The sequence below is a fragment of the Flavobacterium hydrophilum genome, from assembly GCF_003202405.1.
In the GTDB taxonomy this organism is placed as follows: Bacteria; Bacteroidota; Bacteroidia; order Flavobacteriales; family Flavobacteriaceae; genus Flavobacterium; species Flavobacterium hydrophilum.
This window is the reverse complement of record NZ_QJHL01000001.1, coordinates 1,634,416-1,653,198: the sequence shown is the minus strand read 5'-3', so window position 1 is coordinate 1,653,198 and position 18,783 is coordinate 1,634,416. Positions and strand designations below refer to the sequence as shown.

20 protein-coding genes are annotated in these 18,783 nt (G+C 34.5%); 11 read left to right on the top strand and 9 right to left on the bottom strand.

Annotated elements, in window-relative coordinates; translation table 11 throughout:
- Positions 1-66 precede the first annotated feature (66 nt).
- A complete protein-coding gene (locus DMB68_RS06230; protein WP_110345759.1) occupies positions 67-867 on the top strand; it encodes an alpha/beta hydrolase in 801 nt (266 codons plus the stop codon).
- Positions 868-1,060: 193 nt separating this feature from the next.
- On the opposite strand, the gene DMB68_RS06225 is transcribed toward DMB68_RS06230, so the two are convergent.
- The gene (locus DMB68_RS06225) at positions 1,061-2,032 is read right to left on the bottom strand and encodes a hydrogen peroxide-inducible genes activator (protein WP_110345758.1); all 972 of its coding nucleotides are present in this window, start codon (positions 2,030-2,032) and stop codon (positions 1,061-1,063) included.
- Between the two features lie 218 nt (positions 2,033-2,250).
- Here DMB68_RS06225 and DMB68_RS06220 point away from each other — a divergent pair, with 218 nt between their 5' ends.
- Both DMB68_RS06220 and DMB68_RS06215 read left to right on the top strand, forming a co-directional pair.
- Positions 2,251-2,475: a hypothetical protein gene (locus DMB68_RS06220; protein WP_110345757.1), complete on the top strand. Its 225-nt coding sequence runs from the start codon at positions 2,251-2,253 to the stop codon at positions 2,473-2,475.
- Positions 2,476-2,594: 119 nt separating this feature from the next.
- Complete coding sequence (locus DMB68_RS06215; RefSeq protein WP_124019392.1) at positions 2,595-2,927, top strand: hypothetical protein; 333 nt, start codon at positions 2,595-2,597, stop codon at positions 2,925-2,927.
- 257 nt (positions 2,928-3,184) lie between these two features.
- Here DMB68_RS06215 and DMB68_RS06210 read toward each other — a convergent pair whose 3' ends face one another.
- Entirely contained in the window at positions 3,185-3,820 is a 636-nt protein-coding gene (locus DMB68_RS06210) for a YciE/YciF ferroxidase family protein (RefSeq protein ID WP_110345755.1), read from the bottom strand.
- Between the two features lie 222 nt (positions 3,821-4,042).
- Here DMB68_RS06210 and DMB68_RS06205 point away from each other — a divergent pair, with 222 nt between their 5' ends.
- The 3 genes from DMB68_RS06205 (at position 4,043) to xth (ending at position 6,587) form a co-directional block, all read left to right on the top strand.
- Positions 4,043-5,476, top strand: coding sequence for an exonuclease domain-containing protein (locus DMB68_RS06205; RefSeq protein WP_110345754.1), 1,434 nt, complete (start codon positions 4,043-4,045; stop codon positions 5,474-5,476).
- Between the two features lie 117 nt (positions 5,477-5,593).
- Positions 5,594-5,827: a hypothetical protein gene (locus DMB68_RS06200; protein ID WP_110345753.1), complete on the top strand. Its 234-nt coding sequence runs from the start codon at positions 5,594-5,596 to the stop codon at positions 5,825-5,827.
- Positions 5,808-6,587, top strand: a complete 780-nt coding sequence (gene xth, locus DMB68_RS06195) for an exodeoxyribonuclease III (protein WP_110345752.1) — start codon at positions 5,808-5,810, stop codon at positions 6,585-6,587. The genes DMB68_RS06200 and xth overlap by 20 nt, the downstream gene beginning before the upstream one ends.
- Before the next feature lie 134 nt (positions 6,588-6,721).
- Here xth and DMB68_RS06190 read toward each other — a convergent pair whose 3' ends face one another.
- On the bottom strand, positions 6,722-6,928 hold the full coding sequence (locus tag DMB68_RS06190) for a hypothetical protein (RefSeq protein WP_110345751.1): 207 nt from the start codon (positions 6,926-6,928) through the stop codon (positions 6,722-6,724).
- A 371-nt stretch (positions 6,929-7,299) separates the two neighbouring features.
- Here DMB68_RS06190 and DMB68_RS06185 point away from each other — a divergent pair, with 371 nt between their 5' ends.
- From DMB68_RS06185 to DMB68_RS06175, 3 genes are all read left to right on the top strand, one after another.
- A complete protein-coding gene (locus DMB68_RS06185; RefSeq protein ID WP_110345750.1) occupies positions 7,300-7,548 on the top strand; it encodes a hypothetical protein in 249 nt (82 codons plus the stop codon).
- A gap of 168 nt (positions 7,549-7,716) precedes the next feature.
- Positions 7,717-8,454, top strand: coding sequence for a hypothetical protein (locus tag DMB68_RS06180; RefSeq protein WP_110345749.1), 738 nt, complete (start codon positions 7,717-7,719; stop codon positions 8,452-8,454).
- A 439-nt stretch (positions 8,455-8,893) separates the two neighbouring features.
- A complete protein-coding gene (locus DMB68_RS06175; protein ID WP_110345748.1) occupies positions 8,894-10,435 on the top strand; it encodes a hypothetical protein in 1,542 nt (513 codons plus the stop codon).
- A 16-nt stretch (positions 10,436-10,451) separates the two neighbouring features.
- Here DMB68_RS06175 and DMB68_RS06170 read toward each other — a convergent pair whose 3' ends face one another.
- The 6 genes from DMB68_RS06170 to DMB68_RS06145 all read right to left on the bottom strand — a co-directional run bounded on the left by DMB68_RS06170 (position 10,452) and on the right by DMB68_RS06145 (position 17,438).
- The gene (locus DMB68_RS06170) at positions 10,452-11,489 is read right to left on the bottom strand and encodes a LacI family DNA-binding transcriptional regulator (RefSeq protein ID WP_110345747.1); all 1,038 of its coding nucleotides are present in this window, start codon (positions 11,487-11,489) and stop codon (positions 10,452-10,454) included.
- 182 nt (positions 11,490-11,671) lie between these two features.
- Positions 11,672-12,808 (bottom strand): DUF4861 family protein, encoded by a 1,137-nt coding sequence (locus tag DMB68_RS06165; RefSeq protein ID WP_231131590.1) that lies wholly within the window; start codon positions 12,806-12,808, stop codon positions 11,672-11,674.
- Positions 12,809-12,843: 35 nt separating this feature from the next.
- Positions 12,844-13,848 (bottom strand): glycoside hydrolase family 43 protein, encoded by a 1,005-nt coding sequence (locus DMB68_RS06160; protein ID WP_110345746.1) that lies wholly within the window; start codon positions 13,846-13,848, stop codon positions 12,844-12,846.
- A 125-nt stretch (positions 13,849-13,973) separates the two neighbouring features.
- Positions 13,974-15,656, bottom strand: coding sequence for a GH39 family glycosyl hydrolase (locus tag DMB68_RS06155; protein WP_110345745.1), 1,683 nt, complete (start codon positions 15,654-15,656; stop codon positions 13,974-13,976).
- 374 nt (positions 15,657-16,030) lie between these two features.
- Complete coding sequence (locus DMB68_RS06150; RefSeq protein ID WP_110345744.1) at positions 16,031-16,612, bottom strand: TetR/AcrR family transcriptional regulator; 582 nt, start codon at positions 16,610-16,612, stop codon at positions 16,031-16,033.
- A gap of 73 nt (positions 16,613-16,685) precedes the next feature.
- Positions 16,686-17,438 carry a glucose 1-dehydrogenase gene (locus DMB68_RS06145; RefSeq protein WP_110345743.1) on the bottom strand — a complete coding sequence of 251 codons (753 nt, stop codon included), beginning with the start codon at positions 17,436-17,438 and terminating at the stop codon, positions 16,686-16,688.
- Positions 17,439-17,585: 147 nt separating this feature from the next.
- Between DMB68_RS06145 and DMB68_RS23230 the strand changes: the two genes are divergently transcribed.
- Positions 17,586-17,765: a hypothetical protein gene (locus tag DMB68_RS23230; protein WP_124019391.1), complete on the top strand. Its 180-nt coding sequence runs from the start codon at positions 17,586-17,588 to the stop codon at positions 17,763-17,765.
- A gap of 17 nt (positions 17,766-17,782) precedes the next feature.
- Entirely contained in the window at positions 17,783-18,694 is a 912-nt protein-coding gene (locus tag DMB68_RS06140; RefSeq protein ID WP_110345742.1) for a DUF6625 family protein, read from the top strand.
- Positions 18,695-18,783 lie beyond the last annotated feature (89 nt).

Here is an 18,783-nt window from a genome sequence, read left to right as displayed (position 1 = left end):
TCAATATCAAAAGTCAATATCAATTTCAAAAATCAATATCAATATTAATTTAAAAAATCTAAAATTATGAAAACACTATCTATAAAAGAACAATTGAAATCTTATTTCGTGTTCGCCGCTTTGATCTTAAGTTTACTGTTTACAAGTGTAAATGCCAGTGCACAGGCTAAAGCTGCTGCTGCTGTACAAATTAAAAATGTGGTATTGGTTCACGGCGCTTTCGCAGACGGTTCGGGGTGGAAAGGGCTTTATGAAGTTTTGAGTAAAAAAGGGTATCATGTAACTATCGTTCAAAATCCGTTAAGTTCTTTGGAAGATGATGTTGCAGCGACCAACTTAGCACTTGACAGACAAGACGGACCAACTATTTTGGTGGGACATTCCTGGGGCGGCACTGTCATTACAGAAGCCGGAAATCATCCTAAAGTAGCGGCTTTGGTTTATGTAGCGGCTTTACAACCTGATAATGGCGAAAATTCTGTTCAATGGCTGCAAACCGCTCCTCCTGCTCCTGAAAATGGTGTATTGGCTCCGGATGACAAAGGAATTGCTTATTATGATAAGGCTAAATTTCACGCTGGTTTTGCAGGGGATTTGAGTAAAGAACAAGCTGATTTTATGTATGCTTCACAAGGTGCTTTTCACGCTAAAGGATTTTTAACACCTGTTACAAAAGCTGCGTGGAGAGACAAACCTTCGTACGGAATTGTAGCCACTGAAGATAAAAGTATTACACCGGATATTCAGCGTAACATGTACAAACGTTCTAATACAAAAATTACAGAAATAAAAGGAAGCCACGTGGTTTTTATCTCACAACCGGTAAAAGTGGCTAATGTGATTATTGAAGCTTCTAAGAAATTATAAATTATGAATTATGAGTTATGAATTATGAGTTATGAATTATGAGTTATGAATTATGAGTTATGAATTATGAGTTATGAATTATGAATTATAAACTAAATACATAACTTTTCCTTGTCGTTCAAAGGGTTATAGCTATGATTCTATGTGTTTAAAAAAAAATCAAAATGCCTGACAGTAATGTCAGGCATTTGTATTACATATATTTACTCACTTCTTTTACAAAATAAGGCGAATCGTTCCAGCGGATTTTTCGGTAGCTGAAGTTTTTTTTGAGAGACTCCGGAAGGCAATTCCATATGGCTTCGTTCATTTTTTCGAGTAACAATTTTTTTGAGAACGAATCTGAAACCACCAGGCTGATTTCGCGTACCGGAATGGGTTCTTTAAAGGGTTTAAAAAGTCCTGATTCGGTTTCGTTTAAAACGGAAAGCTGCGGAATTATAGCAAATCCCAATTGGGCACGCACCAGGTTTTTTAAGGTTTCGATAGAGCTGATGTCGTAGGTAAACTGTTCTTTTATTTTGTCTGAGGTTTTTAATCCGCAGATATCCAAAAGCTGTGCATTGTAGCAAAACTCGTGGTGCAGCAAGAGCAATTCTGTTTTATCAGTCGGCTGTAATTCATAAAAGTCTTCTTTTGCCATGGGATGCCCTTCATTCAGGTAAGCTACAAAAGGTTCCTTAAAAACAGGATGTTCGATTAAATTGGCATTTCCGGTAGGTGTTGCCATAATGGCGACATCAATGGTTCCTGTTTCCAGATCTTTCATCAGCTGTCCCGTATTGGATTCGCGAATGATGAAACGGACATTTGGCGTCGCTTCTTTCATTGCCTTGATAAACAACGGAATTAAATAAGGTGATAAAGTCGAAATAATACCCAGCTTCAACTCCCCTTCCAGCAGGTTTTTTTCGTTTACCACAAAATCCCTGATTTCATCGGCTTGGCGCAGGATTTTTTTTGCTTTATTGATAATCTCGGTTCCTAAAATTGTAGGTGTTAGTGGCACTTTATTTCGGTCAAAAATCTTGATTCCAATTTCTTCTTCGAGATTTTTCAACTGAATCGTAAGCCCGGGCTGTGTAACCATACACACTTCTGCTGCCCGTGCAAAGTGGCGTTCTTCGTCTAAAGCTACAATATATTTTAACTGCTGAATGGTCATTGCTTATACTTTTATTTTATAAAGATAAATAAATATCAATTTGAATTATGAAACTTTATGGGTTACCGTAACTGCGCTGATGTTATAAAATATGAAATTTCGAATCTCAAACTTTAAATGATATATGATAATTTAATAAGAAATGCAGCAGTTGTTATAAGAAAGAGTCGTGCTATAAACTTAATTTTAAGAATATTAATAACTTAAAAATTTATATCATGGAAAATTCAAATAACTACACCAGCGAAGAATTAGCAAAATGCCCGTATCACGCACAGCTTGCTCAGGAACAAAACAATGATGAGCGTGAAGAAGCCAACACCGGAGACTGGGACGACCAGCGTGATGAGGATGGGACCGATCCGAACCGTTATGAAGAAGAAGATGGCAATAATAATTCAGGAGGCGCAGGAAGTTCCGGAAGTGCTGCTACCAACAGCTAATTTATTTCAAATTATTAACATCAAAATGAATGATGCCCCTGGGTCTTGTGCTTAACTTTAAGAAAGCTAATAAACTGAAAAGCAAGCATCGTAAACAATTAACTCTTAAAAATACTATTATGATAACAGATAACGAAAGAAATTACAATCAGGACGATGATAATTTCAACCCCGAGAATCCCGAAAATCAAAGCTATGTTGATCAGTACCAAAAGGAAAACACTGAAGAAGAAAATCTTTTGAGCGAAGAGGAAACTTCTGAACCTACAGAAAACGAAAATCTGGATACAGAATTCTCAAACGCACTTGATCTTGACGAATTTGAAGATGATTCTGAAGAAAATAATCCGGAAGAAGAAGATCCAACAGAGAATGAAGAAGACGAAAATTACGATCAGGAAGAAATCACTGAACCCGAAACTTTCGCTGATGACGGCTACAAAATAGATTAGTTGCTATGATTGAATCCGTTAATTTTTTAAAACTCGGACTAATTAAAAACGATAAAAAAGCCTTCCCAATTTTATATGGCGAAGGCTTTTTTTTATAATAATCATAGAGATTTTCCATAGAGAGACAATTAATTCAGATGCCATTTGGGGTATTATTTGAAAAGCAACAGGCATTGAGCTGTTAAATAAAGAGATAAAAAAACCTGTATCATAATAACAATACAGGTTTACTAATATAATCTTGAGTTCGTATTTACTTACTCCTCCTCTTCTTCGGCAGCCTCAAAATTGATGCTGTTGTAAGCAGCGTCAGTCAGTAGCGTATCAGCTTCTTTTTCTTCTGCCAGTGTTTTTTCCAGTAAAAGAACTGCGTCATCTTCACCTAAAGTAACAGCGAAAGCAGCCAATGTTCCATAAGAAGCAATTTCATAATGCTCGATTTTTTGAGATGCAGCTATGATTCCGGCGTCACGCACAGGGCCTTTTTCTGTTTCTTCCATAATACTTTCTCCTTCTTTGATAAGACCTTCCATGGCATCGCATTTTTTGGCAACAGCCTTTTCACCTATTAATGAAAACACTTTTTCAAGTCTTTCTTTTTGCTCTTCTGTTACGGCTAAATGATCCTTAATTGCCTTAACCAGGTTTTCAGAAGTAGCATTTTTTGCCATTTTAGGCAATGCTTTGATCAATGCTTTCTCTGCCCAGTAAATATCCTTAAGCGAATCTATAAACAATTCTCTAAGTCCTTCGGCAGCAGATGTTTTTGCTTTTACAACTCCTGCTGCGTTTGTTTTAGGTGTTGCTGTTTTGCTTTTTGGTGCAGTAGTTTTTTTATCTGCTGCTGTAGTCTTAGCTTTTGTAGCTGTAGTATTTTTTTCTGCAGTTTTCATAATAATTAATTTTTAAGTATTTTCAAATTTAGCCCTACACTCTGATTTAATTTTACAGAAATTGTCGTAATACTTACACTATTCAAATATCAAAGATTAAAATGTATAAAAAATAATTTTTGTTACAATTTAGAACTATAGCAAGAACAAAAATATCCTGATCTCTTTTAATTTTGCATTTATCGGAAAGAAGTAATAATAAGATTCTAATGAAGATAGAAGATGAAAGAGACCGAATATGCCATAGTAGATATTGAAACCACAGGCGGAAATGCCAGCGGCAGCCGTATTACGGAAATTGCGATTATTATCCATGATGGCAAAAGCGTGATTGATCGGTTTGAGACACTGGTTAATCCTCAAAAAGAAATCCCTGCTCCTATTTTTGCGCTTACAGGTATTAACAATGAAATGGTACGTGATGCCCCAATCTTTGATGATATTTCGGAAAAAGTTTTGGAAATGCTTACAGATCGTATTTTCGTTGCCCATAATGTCAATTTTGATTATTCTTTTGTTCGGCATGAACTTGAAAAATCAGGATTTAAGTGGACAGCGAGAAAACTGTGTACGGTTCGTGCCGCCAGAAAAATTAGACCCGGATTTGCATCGTACAGCCTTGGGAAACTTTGCCAGTCATTGGATATTCCGTTAGAAAACCAGCATCGTGCCGGTGGCGATGCAGATGCCACAGCCATACTATTTTCCCGATTGTTAGAATGGGATTCCGGAGGTCATCTGCAAAAAATGGTCAAAAATACAGCGCAGGACCAGCGCTTGCCTCCTAACCTGCCTCCTGAAGATTTTGATGCTTTGCCGGAAAAACCTGGAGTATATTATTTTTATAATCAGTTGAACAAGGTAATTTATGTCGGAAAAGCAATCAACTTAAAAAAGCGTGTCGCTTCGCATTTCAGTGGTCATAAAATAACATCGCAGCGGCAAAATTTTCTACGGGATATTTACTCCATATCTTTTGAAATATGTGCTACAGAACTTATGGCCCTGCTATTGGAATGTACTGAAATAAAAAAACTCTGGCCAATGTATAACAGGGCTTTAAAACGTTTTGAACCTAAATATGGACTGTATCAGTATGAAGCCCGCAGCGGTTATAAATATTTAGTAACCGGAAAGCTAAATAAGTTTCAGACCTGCATCGAATATTTTAATACGGTTCATGAAGGAATAAGTACGCTCATTAGTCTTAAGCAACAGTTTGAAATTGATAACCGGTTTTGCAGATATGGCATTACCACAGCCGGAGAAAATTTTCCAACCCATGATTTTACAGCTTTGCCCGAAGTCGTGATTCACAATGAAAGAGTTGAAAATGCCATTGATTTTCTTTTAGGCAACAGATCCAGTTTTGCCATTATCGACAAAGGCAGATCTGCAGATGAACGAAGCTATATCTGGATTGAAAACGGACATTTTTATGGTATGGGTTATATTGCATCAGACATTGTATTTACAGAACCTTCTGAAATAAAAGAATATGTAACGCCTTATAAGAGCAATCATTATATTATGCAGCTTATAAAGACATACGCAACTAAATATCCGGGAAAAGTTTTTAATAAACGACACCAACAGACTACTGTTAAGAATATATCCATGTCTTTTGATGAAGCTGACTTTATACAGGGTTTATAGATAATCAATGCTTATTTAATTGCAAACATGTAAATTACATAACACTTTCGGATTTTTATATAATTCGAAAAAGAGCCAAAGGCTGTATTTTTGTGCTTTATCTAAAAAACTCAAATCATGGAAAAATCAAACACTTACAACAGTACAGCCTACAGCACAGATTCTCTACACAGCCAGATTTGTTTAGCCGATAATATCGATTTTATATATCGTAAAGCCTACAGAGGAGATTGGGGACATTGGGATGATCTGCCTGATACTGCTACTTCAAGCTTAAATTGTTCTGAGATAAAAACCGAAACAAATTCAATTGGAAGAAGAAAAGTTCCAAATGAAAATAGCTACCTATAATGTAAACGGAATTAACGGCCGATTAAATGTCCTGCTTAAGTGGCTTGAAGAAGCTGCGCCGGATATTGTGTGCCTCCAGGAACTGAAAGCGCCACAGGATAAATTTCCACAAAAAGCAATCGAGGATGCTGGTTATAATGCTATATGGCACGGGCAAAAACAATGGAATGGAGTTGCAATCCTCGCCCGCAACATGGAAATTGAGGAAATTACCCGTACACTTCCCGGAGACGAGGATGATCTTCAAAGCCGTTATATAGAAGCCTTAATTGACGGAATTGTAATCGCCTGCCTTTACCTACCCAATGGTAATCCGTTACCGGGACCTAAATTCGAATACAAACTAAAATGGTTTGCAAGACTTTCTGCCCGGGCTGAAACTTTACTTAGCTTGAAAACACCTGCACTATTGATAGGTGATTTTAACGTCATGCCTACAGAACTGGATGTATATAAACCTGAAAAATGGGTAAATGATGCCCTATTCAGAATCGAAGTCCGCAAAGCTTTTAAAGATTTAGTTTCGCAGGGATGGACAGATGCTATTCGTTTATTGTATCCAAATGAAAAAATCTACACTTTTTGGGATTATTTCAGAAAGGCTTACGAAAGAAATGCAGGTCTTCGGATTGATCATTTTCTTTTGAGTTCCCAAGTGGCTAAAAAACTAAAAGCAGGTGGTGTAGACCGCCATGTTCGTGGCTGGGAAAAAACCAGTGATCATGCTCCTGTATGGATTGAGATTGATAAAATAAAATAACACTTAGATTCTTCCACTATTTTAATTTAAAAAACCTGCAATAATAAATTACTGCAGGCTTGTGAATCAATAACTAATGTGTAAAGTAATGAATGAATCAATAAATAGATCTAAATCTATTCTCTTTAATGTGTTTACTGTTTTGGAACAGTTGTCGTGTCCGTTATTACCGTAGTGGTGTCTTGTGGGATATTTGTCGTATCTATTGCTGTAGAATCAACGGTTACTGCGGTTGAGTCGTAAGCTGCATCAGCCGGGACAGTATCTGTTTTTTTACATGAGAATGACAATCCGGCTACAAGAACTAACAAGGCAATTTTGGTTTTGATAAGTGTTTTCATAAAATCCTATTTTTATTAATACTAAACTATATCAAATTTAAGTCTTAACAGAGTAAAATACTTACATAATTATTTTTAGTTATTACAGAATAATGTATCAAAACACTTATAATCAATGTTTAACATAATGTAATTCAGGTAAAGTTTGGGATTTGGAAGGCTATTATTAGGAAAAGGTTTTAAGAAGACAGTCGTGGGAATTATATAATTTATTATTCTAATTAAATGAAATATCGCTAAAATCAAAATCTCATATTGCGAAATGATATGTTTAAAAATTCTGTTAATTAATTAAGCTGTCGTAGGGTAAAAGGAATCTAATTTGTTATAATTCAAACTACCCTTGTTTAATAATTTTAAAACAATTAAGATTGGAAAAAGCAAATGTTCAAAGATTAAAAAAGACTTTAGATTATCTGCAAAGCAAGCAGCGTGAGCTAAAAAGGCAGCGCGAAAATGATACCAGAAGTATTGATTCTATGATAAAATATCTAAAAAAAGATATGATAGAACGTTTTAAATTAGCTGATTACAGCATGTCAATTAAACAAGAAATAAAAGACACAGAAGCTTTTATCATCAGTGTGCAAAGAATTATAGATGTCAACTCTCAAAGCTAAATCCTGTAGTATAACCTCCCAATTAATCGGTGCTGTTTTCTTAATTTGACTTCCTGTGAAACTTCTTAAGAAGTTTAAATCCTTATATTTGCCATCTGGTTGACAAAGTCGTTATGTGAATGCGAAATTCATGCATTATCAAGTCAATTCATTTTATAAGTAGTCAAGATGGAAAATCACACCGTACCACCAGCATCATTAACTTTGGTTGATAATCCTATACCGAATAGTAAAATTAGGAAAGCTGATTTATTACCCGATTCGGAATCTCGTTTAGATTCTGCGGAAATGAAGGAAAAACCAATTGACGATTCCACTATCCCATATAGAGATTTGAAGAATGCTGGCAGTAAAAAAGAAAGTATTGGTCAAATTATTGATAAACTGAATGTTGAAGCTAATATCAGGTATCAAAGAACAGTAGAAGATACTTATTGTAATGTGTACTCTTATGATTATTGCTATTTCTCACAAGTATATCTTCCGACAGTTTGGTGGACAGCTGAATCTCTTGAAAAAGTTTTAAAGGGACAGGAAATAGAAGCTGTTTTTGAGCAAACTGTCGACCGCATTTACTCAAGTGCCATACACGATTGGTTTTTAGAATGGGGAGCGAGTTTTGGCTGGGAAAGAATGCATTCGGCTGATGAAATTCAGAATAAAGTGAATATTAATGGCGGAATTGGAATAATTTGTGCCAAAAGAAAAATAAAAGGCCTCTCAGGTCATATTGTTCCTGTTGTTCCTGAAACGGATGTTCATAAAGCCTATCGCGAGAATGGCATAGTAGTATATCCACTACAATCTCAGGCAGGAAAACTGAATTATAATTATTTTTCAGAAGTTAGAAAAGACTGGTGGAACGATGAATTGTACTCCTCCTATGTGTTTTATTACCATGACTAAACAAAGTAATTCACCGGATTCTTTAAATGGTTAAAAAAATAATTGATTTTCAGCGTGTTAACCCTTAGGAAATAACATAATAATAATCTACTTTTGCAGTCTGGAAAATACAGGAATAGCAAAATGTTGTAATCAGGCTATTCATCATCATAAATTATTGATATAAAAGCAATTAATTGCAAAATACTAATTTTATAACCCCATTATAAAATTTTATTTTTTATCAATCTTTCGGTCGATATAAGTGCAAATTTTCTAAGATTAAAATACATTCCTAAAATTTTAAAAGTAAATGAAACTTTTTTAATGGATGCAAAATGATGCTTTATCCGTTAAAAGATTTTTTGCCTCTAATTTTGAACAGATTAGGTTTGTATTTCTTAATAAAAAATAATGACTTTATAAATTATAATTAACCATAAAAAAGAAAATAGTATAAATGAAAGACAATCAGACAAAAAAATATTATTGGGGAATAGGATTAGAAAACGAAACCTACATGCAATTTGAAGAATCCCTAATAGTTTCTGGTGAATTTATACAAGAAAAAATTGGTTTTGAGAAATATAGTATCGATTATAGAAAATGCTATAAACCGGAAAGCCTCGCTCCTATTTTGAAAAAAGCTTTTGTTTTGAATGAAAACTATAAAGTAAGCAGAATGATGAATAGTCATTCGCTGGAAAAACTGGATATTAATTACCAGCACAAAACACTATCGACTGTAAAACCGTTATTGGATACAGAAAATGGTGAGGTGATCGCACAACCGCTTGAAAATCCTGAATATCTTGGAAAATCTATTATGGAACTTTTTCTTGAAGATCAGCCGTACAATATTCAGAGCATGATTACGCAAAGGAATAAAACAATGGGCTCTGTACATTTTGACGGAGATTCTATCGAATTTGTAACGAAATATTTTGAAAACAGAACAATAGCTGATTCTTGTAAAGAACTAAAAGCTACAAAAAAATTATTTCTGGATAAAATTAATGAATCGTCTGTTCTAAACGGTAAATTAAACTTTCCTGATTATAACAATGGTCTTAATATGTTTATGACTAATCAGGAGAATCTCGTTTTGTTTAATAACGGAACGTATCATTTTCACATTACCTTACCGTCATTGACTGAAGACAGCAGAATTGTAGATTATAATGAATTTGAAAAAACACACGCCAATGCCATTTATTTGCTGCAATGGTTTGAATCTTTTTTTATAGCAACCCTTGGAAGCCCTGATATTATGGGCGTGATAAGCGACAAATATAGTTTAGATAAAAACTTTACCCTGGGTTCTATGCGAAATGCCATGTCACGATACATAGGGGTAGGAACCTATAACAAGGCAATGCCAAAAGGTAAAATCCTAACTTATAATGTAGATGAATTTAGAAAGCTGTTGAAATTTGATAAAGAAGAAAACATTTGGTGGCGTGATCAGATCGAAGCTGACATGGAATATGAAATGCTTTCAGAAGTAGGACTGGATTTTAATCAGGAAAAAATGTACCAAAGCGGTTTTGAATTCAGAAGTTTTGATGAATTTCCGGCTGAGTACTTAAATGATGTTCTTTTTTCAATTATTCTAATCTGTGAGCATTCTTTAAATTTGCCTGATGTTCAATGGGGACATGACAGCAAAGTTTGGAATAATTTGGTTTTTAAAACTTTAAAAATGGGCTATGCTACTGAAATTAATGAAGAGGAAAAGAATGAAGTTTTAGATTTACTGCAATTATTGAATCCATCCGATTCTAATTATGATATGCTAAAATCCGAATTTGAAGCAATTGTCATGCTGGATGTATTTTTCTTTAAAATTCTGGCTGTTTTACATGAGAAATACAAAGAGAAAAATGTTTGCCTGGATTCGATGTATGGTCAAAAAACGAGTTTTCCTCCAAAATGGGATAACTTTAATAAATACCAAACAGAAAGACATTTACAGCAAATAGGCATTTTCTCAGATAACTAAATTTGCTACTATAGAATTACTGCAGATTATGTGGATTGTTTCTTCTTGAACTAGTTCTGATAATAAGGTCGGATTCAATTATTTTAGTGATAATTTCACTACTTTCCTTGTTTAAAATATGGTCAAAGTATAGCATTGCTGCCTCGTATCCTACTTTCTCACTGTTTTGATCTACGGTTGAAACTGAAGGTGTAACAATCTCTGTAAAAGGCTCATTAGCATATCCAAAAACACCAACATCTTCCGGGATTTTTAATCCTGACTGGTTGATAGCTAATATAATTCCTAAAGCCTGTAAATCTGAAATAGCAAGAAAAGCATCCGGTGGTTCAGGTAATTCCAGAAGTTTCATAGCTGTCTGAAATGCATTTTCTTTACTAATATTATCGTCTACAATAAAATGATCCGGAACATGCATTTCAGCTTCTTTAATTGCTTTGATAAAACCTTCCTTTCGATTCATGTATAAATCCATGTGCAAAGGGCCGCCAATAAACGCAAGACGCTGATAGCCTTCGTCAATCATGCTTTTTGCTGCTTTATAAGTTGCCTCCTTATTGTCATTTATAACTCTGTGACCAGGGAAACTTTCATCACAACGGTCAAATTGAATTAGATTGATTTTATGCTCTGAAACCTGTTCTAAAACTTTTGCAGACTGTGTTTCTTTTGAAAGGGAAATTAAAATGCAGTCAACGTTTTGGTGAATCAGTGTATTGATTGCTTTTTCTTCCACATCAGATTTTTCATGTGACTGGCAAATAATCAGGTTATGTTTGTTTTCGGCACATGCTTTTTCTATCCCGGAAATGGCTTCTGAAAAGAAATTTTGATTAATCTGAGGCACAATTACTCCAAGGGTTCGGGATGAACCACGTCTTAAGTTTGCTGCTTGTGTATTGTGTTTGAAATTAAGTTCGGCAGCTTTTTTTAAAACAGTTTGCCTTACCTCTTCTTTTACCCCCGGTTTGTTGTTCAGGGCTTTGGAAACGTAGGATACAGAAAGTTTAAGTTCTTTTGCTAAATCGTATATGGTAATCCTTTTTGAGCTCATGTTGCAAATATATCTTAAAAGAATCTTATACCATAAAAATAGATGAATATGAGAATTGATTTCTTAAAAGAGTTGTTTTTTATATTAAAATATTGTTTTTGTATTATATACAATTCAATTGTTCCTAACTTATAAATGTGCTTTTTAAATCGTGTAAAAATCTTCACAGGATTTGAATATTATCATTTTATGCTAACTAGCAGCGGATTTTTTATTTCCAGAGAAAAATTTTCCAGGTATTGAAACCATTTTTTTGCATCAGTGATTTTTCCGGCTTTATCCCAGGCTGCTCCGGTATAATAAACAACAGGTTCGGTGCTTTTGATTGTTGTTTTTGCTAATAGCTGGGTCTTATCGATCCACATATTCGTTGTTGGTGTTGTCAATATAGAACCTATAGCGGTTGTACCGTTTTTTTCAAAAGTGGGCTCCCAATACCCCATAATTCCCTGTTGTTCATTCAGTAAAATATTTCCCGCTGCTGGCCTTTTGCTGATTCCTACCACAACAGGCAGCGACATTGATTTGTCGTCATCATAACTATAAATGTTTTCTATCCTGCTGAGCTGAGAACCTGCATCCAATGATATTGTTTTTACAGCATTGACTTTTATTCCTCCTGCATTCCATTCATCATAAATCAATTGAAAGGTGGAGCGTAACGGGCCGTTATCGAGTACTTTCCACTGGTGATAATTGGCTGAATAACGAATGGTATCTTTTACATAGGGTGCCATATTTCCTGCACCTAATGTATGTCCTACCTGATAATAATCCAAACCATCCCCGTGATCCGTATGGTAATCTGCTAACTTATATCGTTCGTTAATAATCATTTTATTAGTACGTTTTACCCATACGTCAAAACCGTAGGCATCTTCGTTTGAGCCCTCAATCGCTTTGCCGTAAGTACGAAAAGCAATCTGATCGTTTTCCCATGCAAAATCATCCTTGCGTTCCGGAACATATCTGGCGTAGGTTTTTACAGTAAATATTTCAGGTTTTCCCTCTTGTATATAGAGAGTCAGTTTAGATTTTGCTTTAACATCAACCTGAACCAATACATTTTGAATAGAAGAAGAATTTTGATGCTCTAATTGATAAGCAACCTGCTTTTTAGTTTTTGAATTGATTACCACAAAATTTGAAGTATCAATTTTAGGATAACGCTCTAAAATGTTTTTCCAGTTTACTGTTACAACGGTTTTTTTTCGGTCTATATTCGAGTTATTTTCGATAATTATAGTTGCTTTTGTTTGTGCCAAAAAAGTTACAGGCATAATTAAAGCCAGATAAAAAAAGAGTTTAATACGTTTCATGAATATTCTTTTAGATTATTATAGTACAAATAATATTAATCATTTTTATTCTGCATAAAATCAGGAAAACCACTTTTTGTAAATTCTACAACTCTTGCTCTTGTTGCGCGATTTTTATCGGATAATTCATGCCCCTGAATTTCTTTATAATCTCTTGCATGATAAATCATTATTGTTGATTTTCCGTCTTCGCTGGTGGTAAATGAATTGTGACCGGGGCCGTATCTTTTCAGTTCTTCATTCGTATAAAAAACAGGACCGGGAGATTTTTGCCAATTTGCAATGTCAAGCAAATCCGTATTTTCATTGATCCATAACAAACCCATGCAATAATTGTGGTTTGTTGCACTGGCAGAATACGTTACAAATATTTTTCCGTTCTTTTTTATTACGGCAGGACCTTCGTTTACGTTATATTTTTCTCTTTCCCAGCTAAATTCAGGTTCTGTTAAAATCACTTCAGGACCTGTTAGGGTTGTCGGATTTTTCATTTCGGATAAAACCAAAGCTGTACCGTGGTTTCCTCCTCTTACATTTTGTGCCCAAATAAGATATCTTTTGCCTTTATGTTCAAAAGTTGTAGCGTCTAATGAAAATGATTCTTTTTGCGTTTTCAACTGCCCTTCTTCTGTCCATTTGCCTTCCATAGGATTCACTGAAGGATTAGACAGCACCCAAATCCTGATATTCCAGATATTTTCAGACTCACCTGCAGCGAAATAGATATACCATTTTCCGTCTATCCTGTGCAATTCAGGAGCCCAGATATGGCTGCCCATCACCCCTTTTTCATGTTTATGCCAGACTTCTTTGTCTTTTGCTTCTTTTAAACCGTTTATGCTGGTGGCTTTTCGTATTACTATTCGGTCATATTCGGGAACTGTGGCAATTAAATAATATTCACCTGTATCTGTTTTATGTACCCACGGATCAGCTCTCTGTTCTGCAATTGGATTATTAAATGTAATGGATTGTGAATTGCCTTGAAATGGATTGATTACAGCCATTATTGCCAAAACGAAAATTCTAATTAATTTCATGCTTATTTCTTTGTAAGTTGTAAAATGTAATTTGTAATCTGTAAAATGTTTTAATTCTATTGTTTAAAGTAAATTACCTTACTTTTTTCTTTAAGATAATTCTATAAAACAACAGGTGTTTTATATTACAAATCAAGCTTTATTAAAGCTACAGCCTGACGTTCCATTTGTACTTGTACGGCTGTTTTACCGTCTGTAATTTTTATTTTCCTGGTGGATATAGATTTTAGTTTACCGGATTTTTCAAGAGTATCGATCTGTTGTTGTGTTGGATTTTTGGGTGAGCCCATTTTTTTCCAGACTTCATATGAATTGCTGTTTTCCTTGTCAATTAAATAAATAGTAAGCGTAACTTTTTTAGAGGGAATATTTTCAATAGCAACATTTACGATTTCCATTGGACCCGTTTTATCAGCATCATGATAATTCCATATCATTACTGCGGCAGACTTTGCATCTTTGCTTGCCAGTGCTCCAATGTCTGACTGATCACCACGGATACTTGATTTTAGGACTTCTTCTATTGGGTACATACGATTACTTGTCACGTTTAAACGTTTCCCGGACATCATTCCAAACATTCTGAAAACGTTCAATACAGGCTTGTCAACTCCATTCGTTGCAAGATCACGGAAACCATAAAACCATGGCTGATCTTCAAATTCGAAAGACCAGGATACTGCTCCCAGAAAATTGGCTTTTGTCTGATCTGCTAAAATATATTTTCGTGCAAAAGATGCCGCTGTATAACTGGAGTACATGGTACCATTTCGGTAAGCATTTTCAGGATTAGTAGCCATTCCACAAGCTGCACAGCCTTCCGGATCCGACTCACCTATGATAATCGGAAGATCTTTTGTTTCCGGATATGACATCGTAAGCTTAAATCCGGTCTGGATATCATTTAATTGGGGCGCCATATCCATCCGAACTGCTCCGTCAACTAGTTTAGGAGAACCTTTTGCATGAAAAAGAATGGCATCCATGGGTGAACCTGTTTTGCCTGTAGCATAATTGAAACCACTGATACAATGTTTAATAAAATCATTTGTCCACTCCTGAGCTCCCTTACCTCTTGTGCCTGCAATATTTATACCTCCAATTTTTGCAGTTGGGAGTGCTTTTTTTAATCCGTCTGCTGCATAATCATACATCTTAAAAAATTCTTCACGTGTACCTTTCCAGTAATGTCCGTTTGGTTCATTCCAAACTTCCCAATACCAGCTTTCTACTTCTTTTTGTCCATAACGTTCAACCGAATGTTTAACCCATTCATAAACCAGATTTCTCCATTTATCATAATCTTTCGGCGGATAAGCCCATCCGGTAATAATATCAGTGTAAGGATCACCGGGTTTCCAGTAATGTCTGTATGGAACAGGATGTGTAGACAATGCTTCGGGCATGAACCCTATTTGTGCCAAAGGTTTCATTCCCCGGGAAACATAAGTATCAAAAATACTGTCCACAATTCTCCAGTTGTATATAGGATTTCCATTACTGTCTTCTGTATAAGCATTAGTAGAACCCCATTTTAATGCCGCAACTCCATCACCAGTTACGAGCAGACTATGCGTACGTACATAAACCGGAACCTTACTTAGTGCAGCAATTTCGCTAAGGAGTTTTTTGCCGTCTTTCATGTAAGTATAATTAGGCTCATCATAACCAAACCAGGCCCATACAGGTTTCATATCTGCAATTTCCTGCTTAAGGTCTACTTTAATTTCAGGACTTTGCGCATAAATTGATGTTGTAAATGATTGGAGCAAAAGAACAGTAATACAATACTTTAATACTTTTCGCATGGTTGGGTTGGTTTTATGGTTAGTCGTAAAGATATATTGTGAAATAGTTTTATTTTGACCTTAAGTCTATTGATGAAAATAATTTAAGATGTCAAGATATAGCGCTATTCCCCCGCTCTTATGTGTTTTTTAGTAAAATTATTTATAATTGTATAAAACACACTTACAAAAAACGACATTTTTTTTCTAACTACACTTTATATTTACAAATAATTTAAAATTAATGCTTTTATGTAGTTACTAATCTGAAGTTTAATCATTTGAAGCGCTTTTGAATACTAGTTGTCCTCATTGCGATTCAGAATGAAACAGCTTATAAACCAACAGCCCCAATTATTTTCATAATTGAGGCTGTTTTAATGTTCTTAAATTATTTATAATGCTGAAAATATCGACTTTACAATATCATCATAAACTTGTTTGTCTCTTTCTCCTGATCGCGCCAAAACACGAATTCCGGAATAGTTATTGAAAATGAATCTGGCCAATGCCCTGGCATCGGTTTTATCTGAAATTTGCTTCAAATTCTGCCCTTTTTGGATTGCTTTCGTAAAAACTTCTTCCATAATCTGCCCATTATTTTTTACAATCTTTGCAATTTCTTCATCATGCATAGCTAATTCAACAGACGAGTTTACCATAAAGCAACCTTTTGTAATGCGATCTTCTAAACTTTCCAATACTGCCTGTTTAAAAATATCCTTTAAAGTTTGCCTGATATTTTCGGATTCCTCAAAAAGCTTTATAATTTGGTCTTGTGCCTTTTTCTGATAACGTAACAGCGATTTTACAAATAGCTTTTGCTTGTCTCCAAATGTATCATACAGGCTCGAACGGCTTAGACTTAAATGGCTTACTAAATCCTGAGCAGACGTTCCGTTATACCCCTTGTGCCAAAAAATCTCTATGGCTTTATCCAAAGCCTGATCTTCATTAAATTCTTTCGTTCTGGCCATTATAATAAAATTTAAAAATTCTTATACAAAGATATAAAATACGGAACAATCATTCCTGAATTAGTCAAAAAAATTATACTACCTGATTTACTGTAAGTCCGCCATCAATGACAATTTCTGTTCCTGTAATAAAAGAAGCATCATCAGAAGCTAAAAATCCAACAGTTTTTGCAATTTCTGAAGCCTGTCCGAAACGTTTCAGTAAAATCTTTTCTCCTAGCACAGTTCCAAAACCTTCTACTTCTTCTTTTTCTAAACCTAATTTACCATACAGCGGAGTTGCAACAGGACCTGGTGAAACTGCATTTACCCTAATCTTTCTAGATGCCAGTTCAGAAGCAAAAACACGGTTTAAAGACAAAACAGCAGCTTTACTTGCGGCATAAACACTAGAGTTTTGCATACCAACGTGAGCATTTATCGACGTATTGAAAATAATAGAACCTCCATCATTTAAAATTGGCAGTAATTTTTGAACAGTAAAGTAAACCCCTTTTACATTCACATTCATGATGCTGTCATAATGCTCTTCTGAAGCTGATTCTAATGGGGCAAAAGAAGCAATTCCTGCATTTAAAAATACTATATCAATTTTGCCAAATTGTGTTTTTACCTCTTCAATCAGGTTGTCAATTGATTTTAAATCTGATTGATCTGCAACAATTCCGACAACATTTAATTCTGTTTCCGCTTTAAGTAAAGCTTCTTTATTTCTGCCTGTTATAATTACTTTCGCACCTTTTGCTGCTAATTCGGCTGCTGTTGCATACCCTATTCCGCTGTTTCCACCTGTTACGATAGCTACTTTGTTTTCTAAGTTTTTCATTTTTATTCTGTTTTAAATTATTGATTATTTAATTATTATGGTACAAAGGTATAATAACGGAACGATCGTTCCATTATTATAATGGTTAATTTTTTGTTAAAAAATAAACTAAATCTAAAAAATGCCATCTTCTAAAAAAGACTTTGAATGAGTATCTATTTTTATAAAGGAACTTTTAGAAAACGAATAGAAGTTATCGGTAATTTATTATTAGTAATAAACATTAATCTTAATACTGAAAATTCCAAAAATACAACTTACTTTAGCTCCCAAATCGCAATAATTACAGAGCTTATTACAATTTCTCTTATTGAATACTACAATTAAATAAATAGATTAACACAATGAATATACAGCATTCTATAGCTTTAATTACCTGTTGGCACGGAGATTACCCTTGGTATTTTCCCTATTTCATCAAATCGTGTATTGCTAATCCAACGATAGATTTTATAATTGTAACCGGTAACACACAAGAAATTCCAAATAAACCATCAAATGTTATTATAGTGCACCAGCCATTAGATGAATTCAAAACTTTGGCAGCTAAAAAATTCGGTTTTGAATTGAATTTCGATAAACCTTATAAATTATGTGATTTCAAGCCTGCTTATGGATTTTTGTATGAGGATATTTTTGAAAAATATGATTTTTGGGGACATGGAGACATTGACATGGTTTATGGGAATATAAGAGGGTTTATTACTCCTGATATTTTAAATAATTACGATCTTATAAATTCACATAAAAACTTCATAACTGGAACATTTTGCTTGTACCGCAATAATTATTTCATGAGGACTTTATTTATGGAAAGTCCGGATTATCAAAAAGTATTTTCTTCCCCGGAATGGACAGGTTTTGATGAGTGTAATTCTTTATATGATGAATTGCAAACACCCGGCGTGTCAGTTTTTGACTTTCCAAACCACAGAAGCATGACTCATGTAGTCTGTAAAGCTCAGAAAGAAGGGAGAATTAAGGTTCTTTTTGAATCTTATTTCCATAGAACCATGAATGATAAAATGAGATGGGATAATGGTCGTGTAATATTTTCTAACAAAAAGGAGTGTCTGTTTTATGATATGATAAAATACAAAGCCGAATGTGAGGACCAGACAGTAACTCAACCCATACCCGATATTTTTTATTTTAATAAAAAGGGGATTAATAAAAAAAGTTTTTGGAGGTTATTAGGTTTAAAAATTATCCCTAAAAAGAAATCTTTTAAAAAAGTACAAATTTTCCATAATTAAGAGCCTTATTTGAATACTCGTTTTCATAGAGGACTTAAAAGCTTTCATAATCAGTGATTTCTACAAATTATTATTAGCTTAATTTGTAT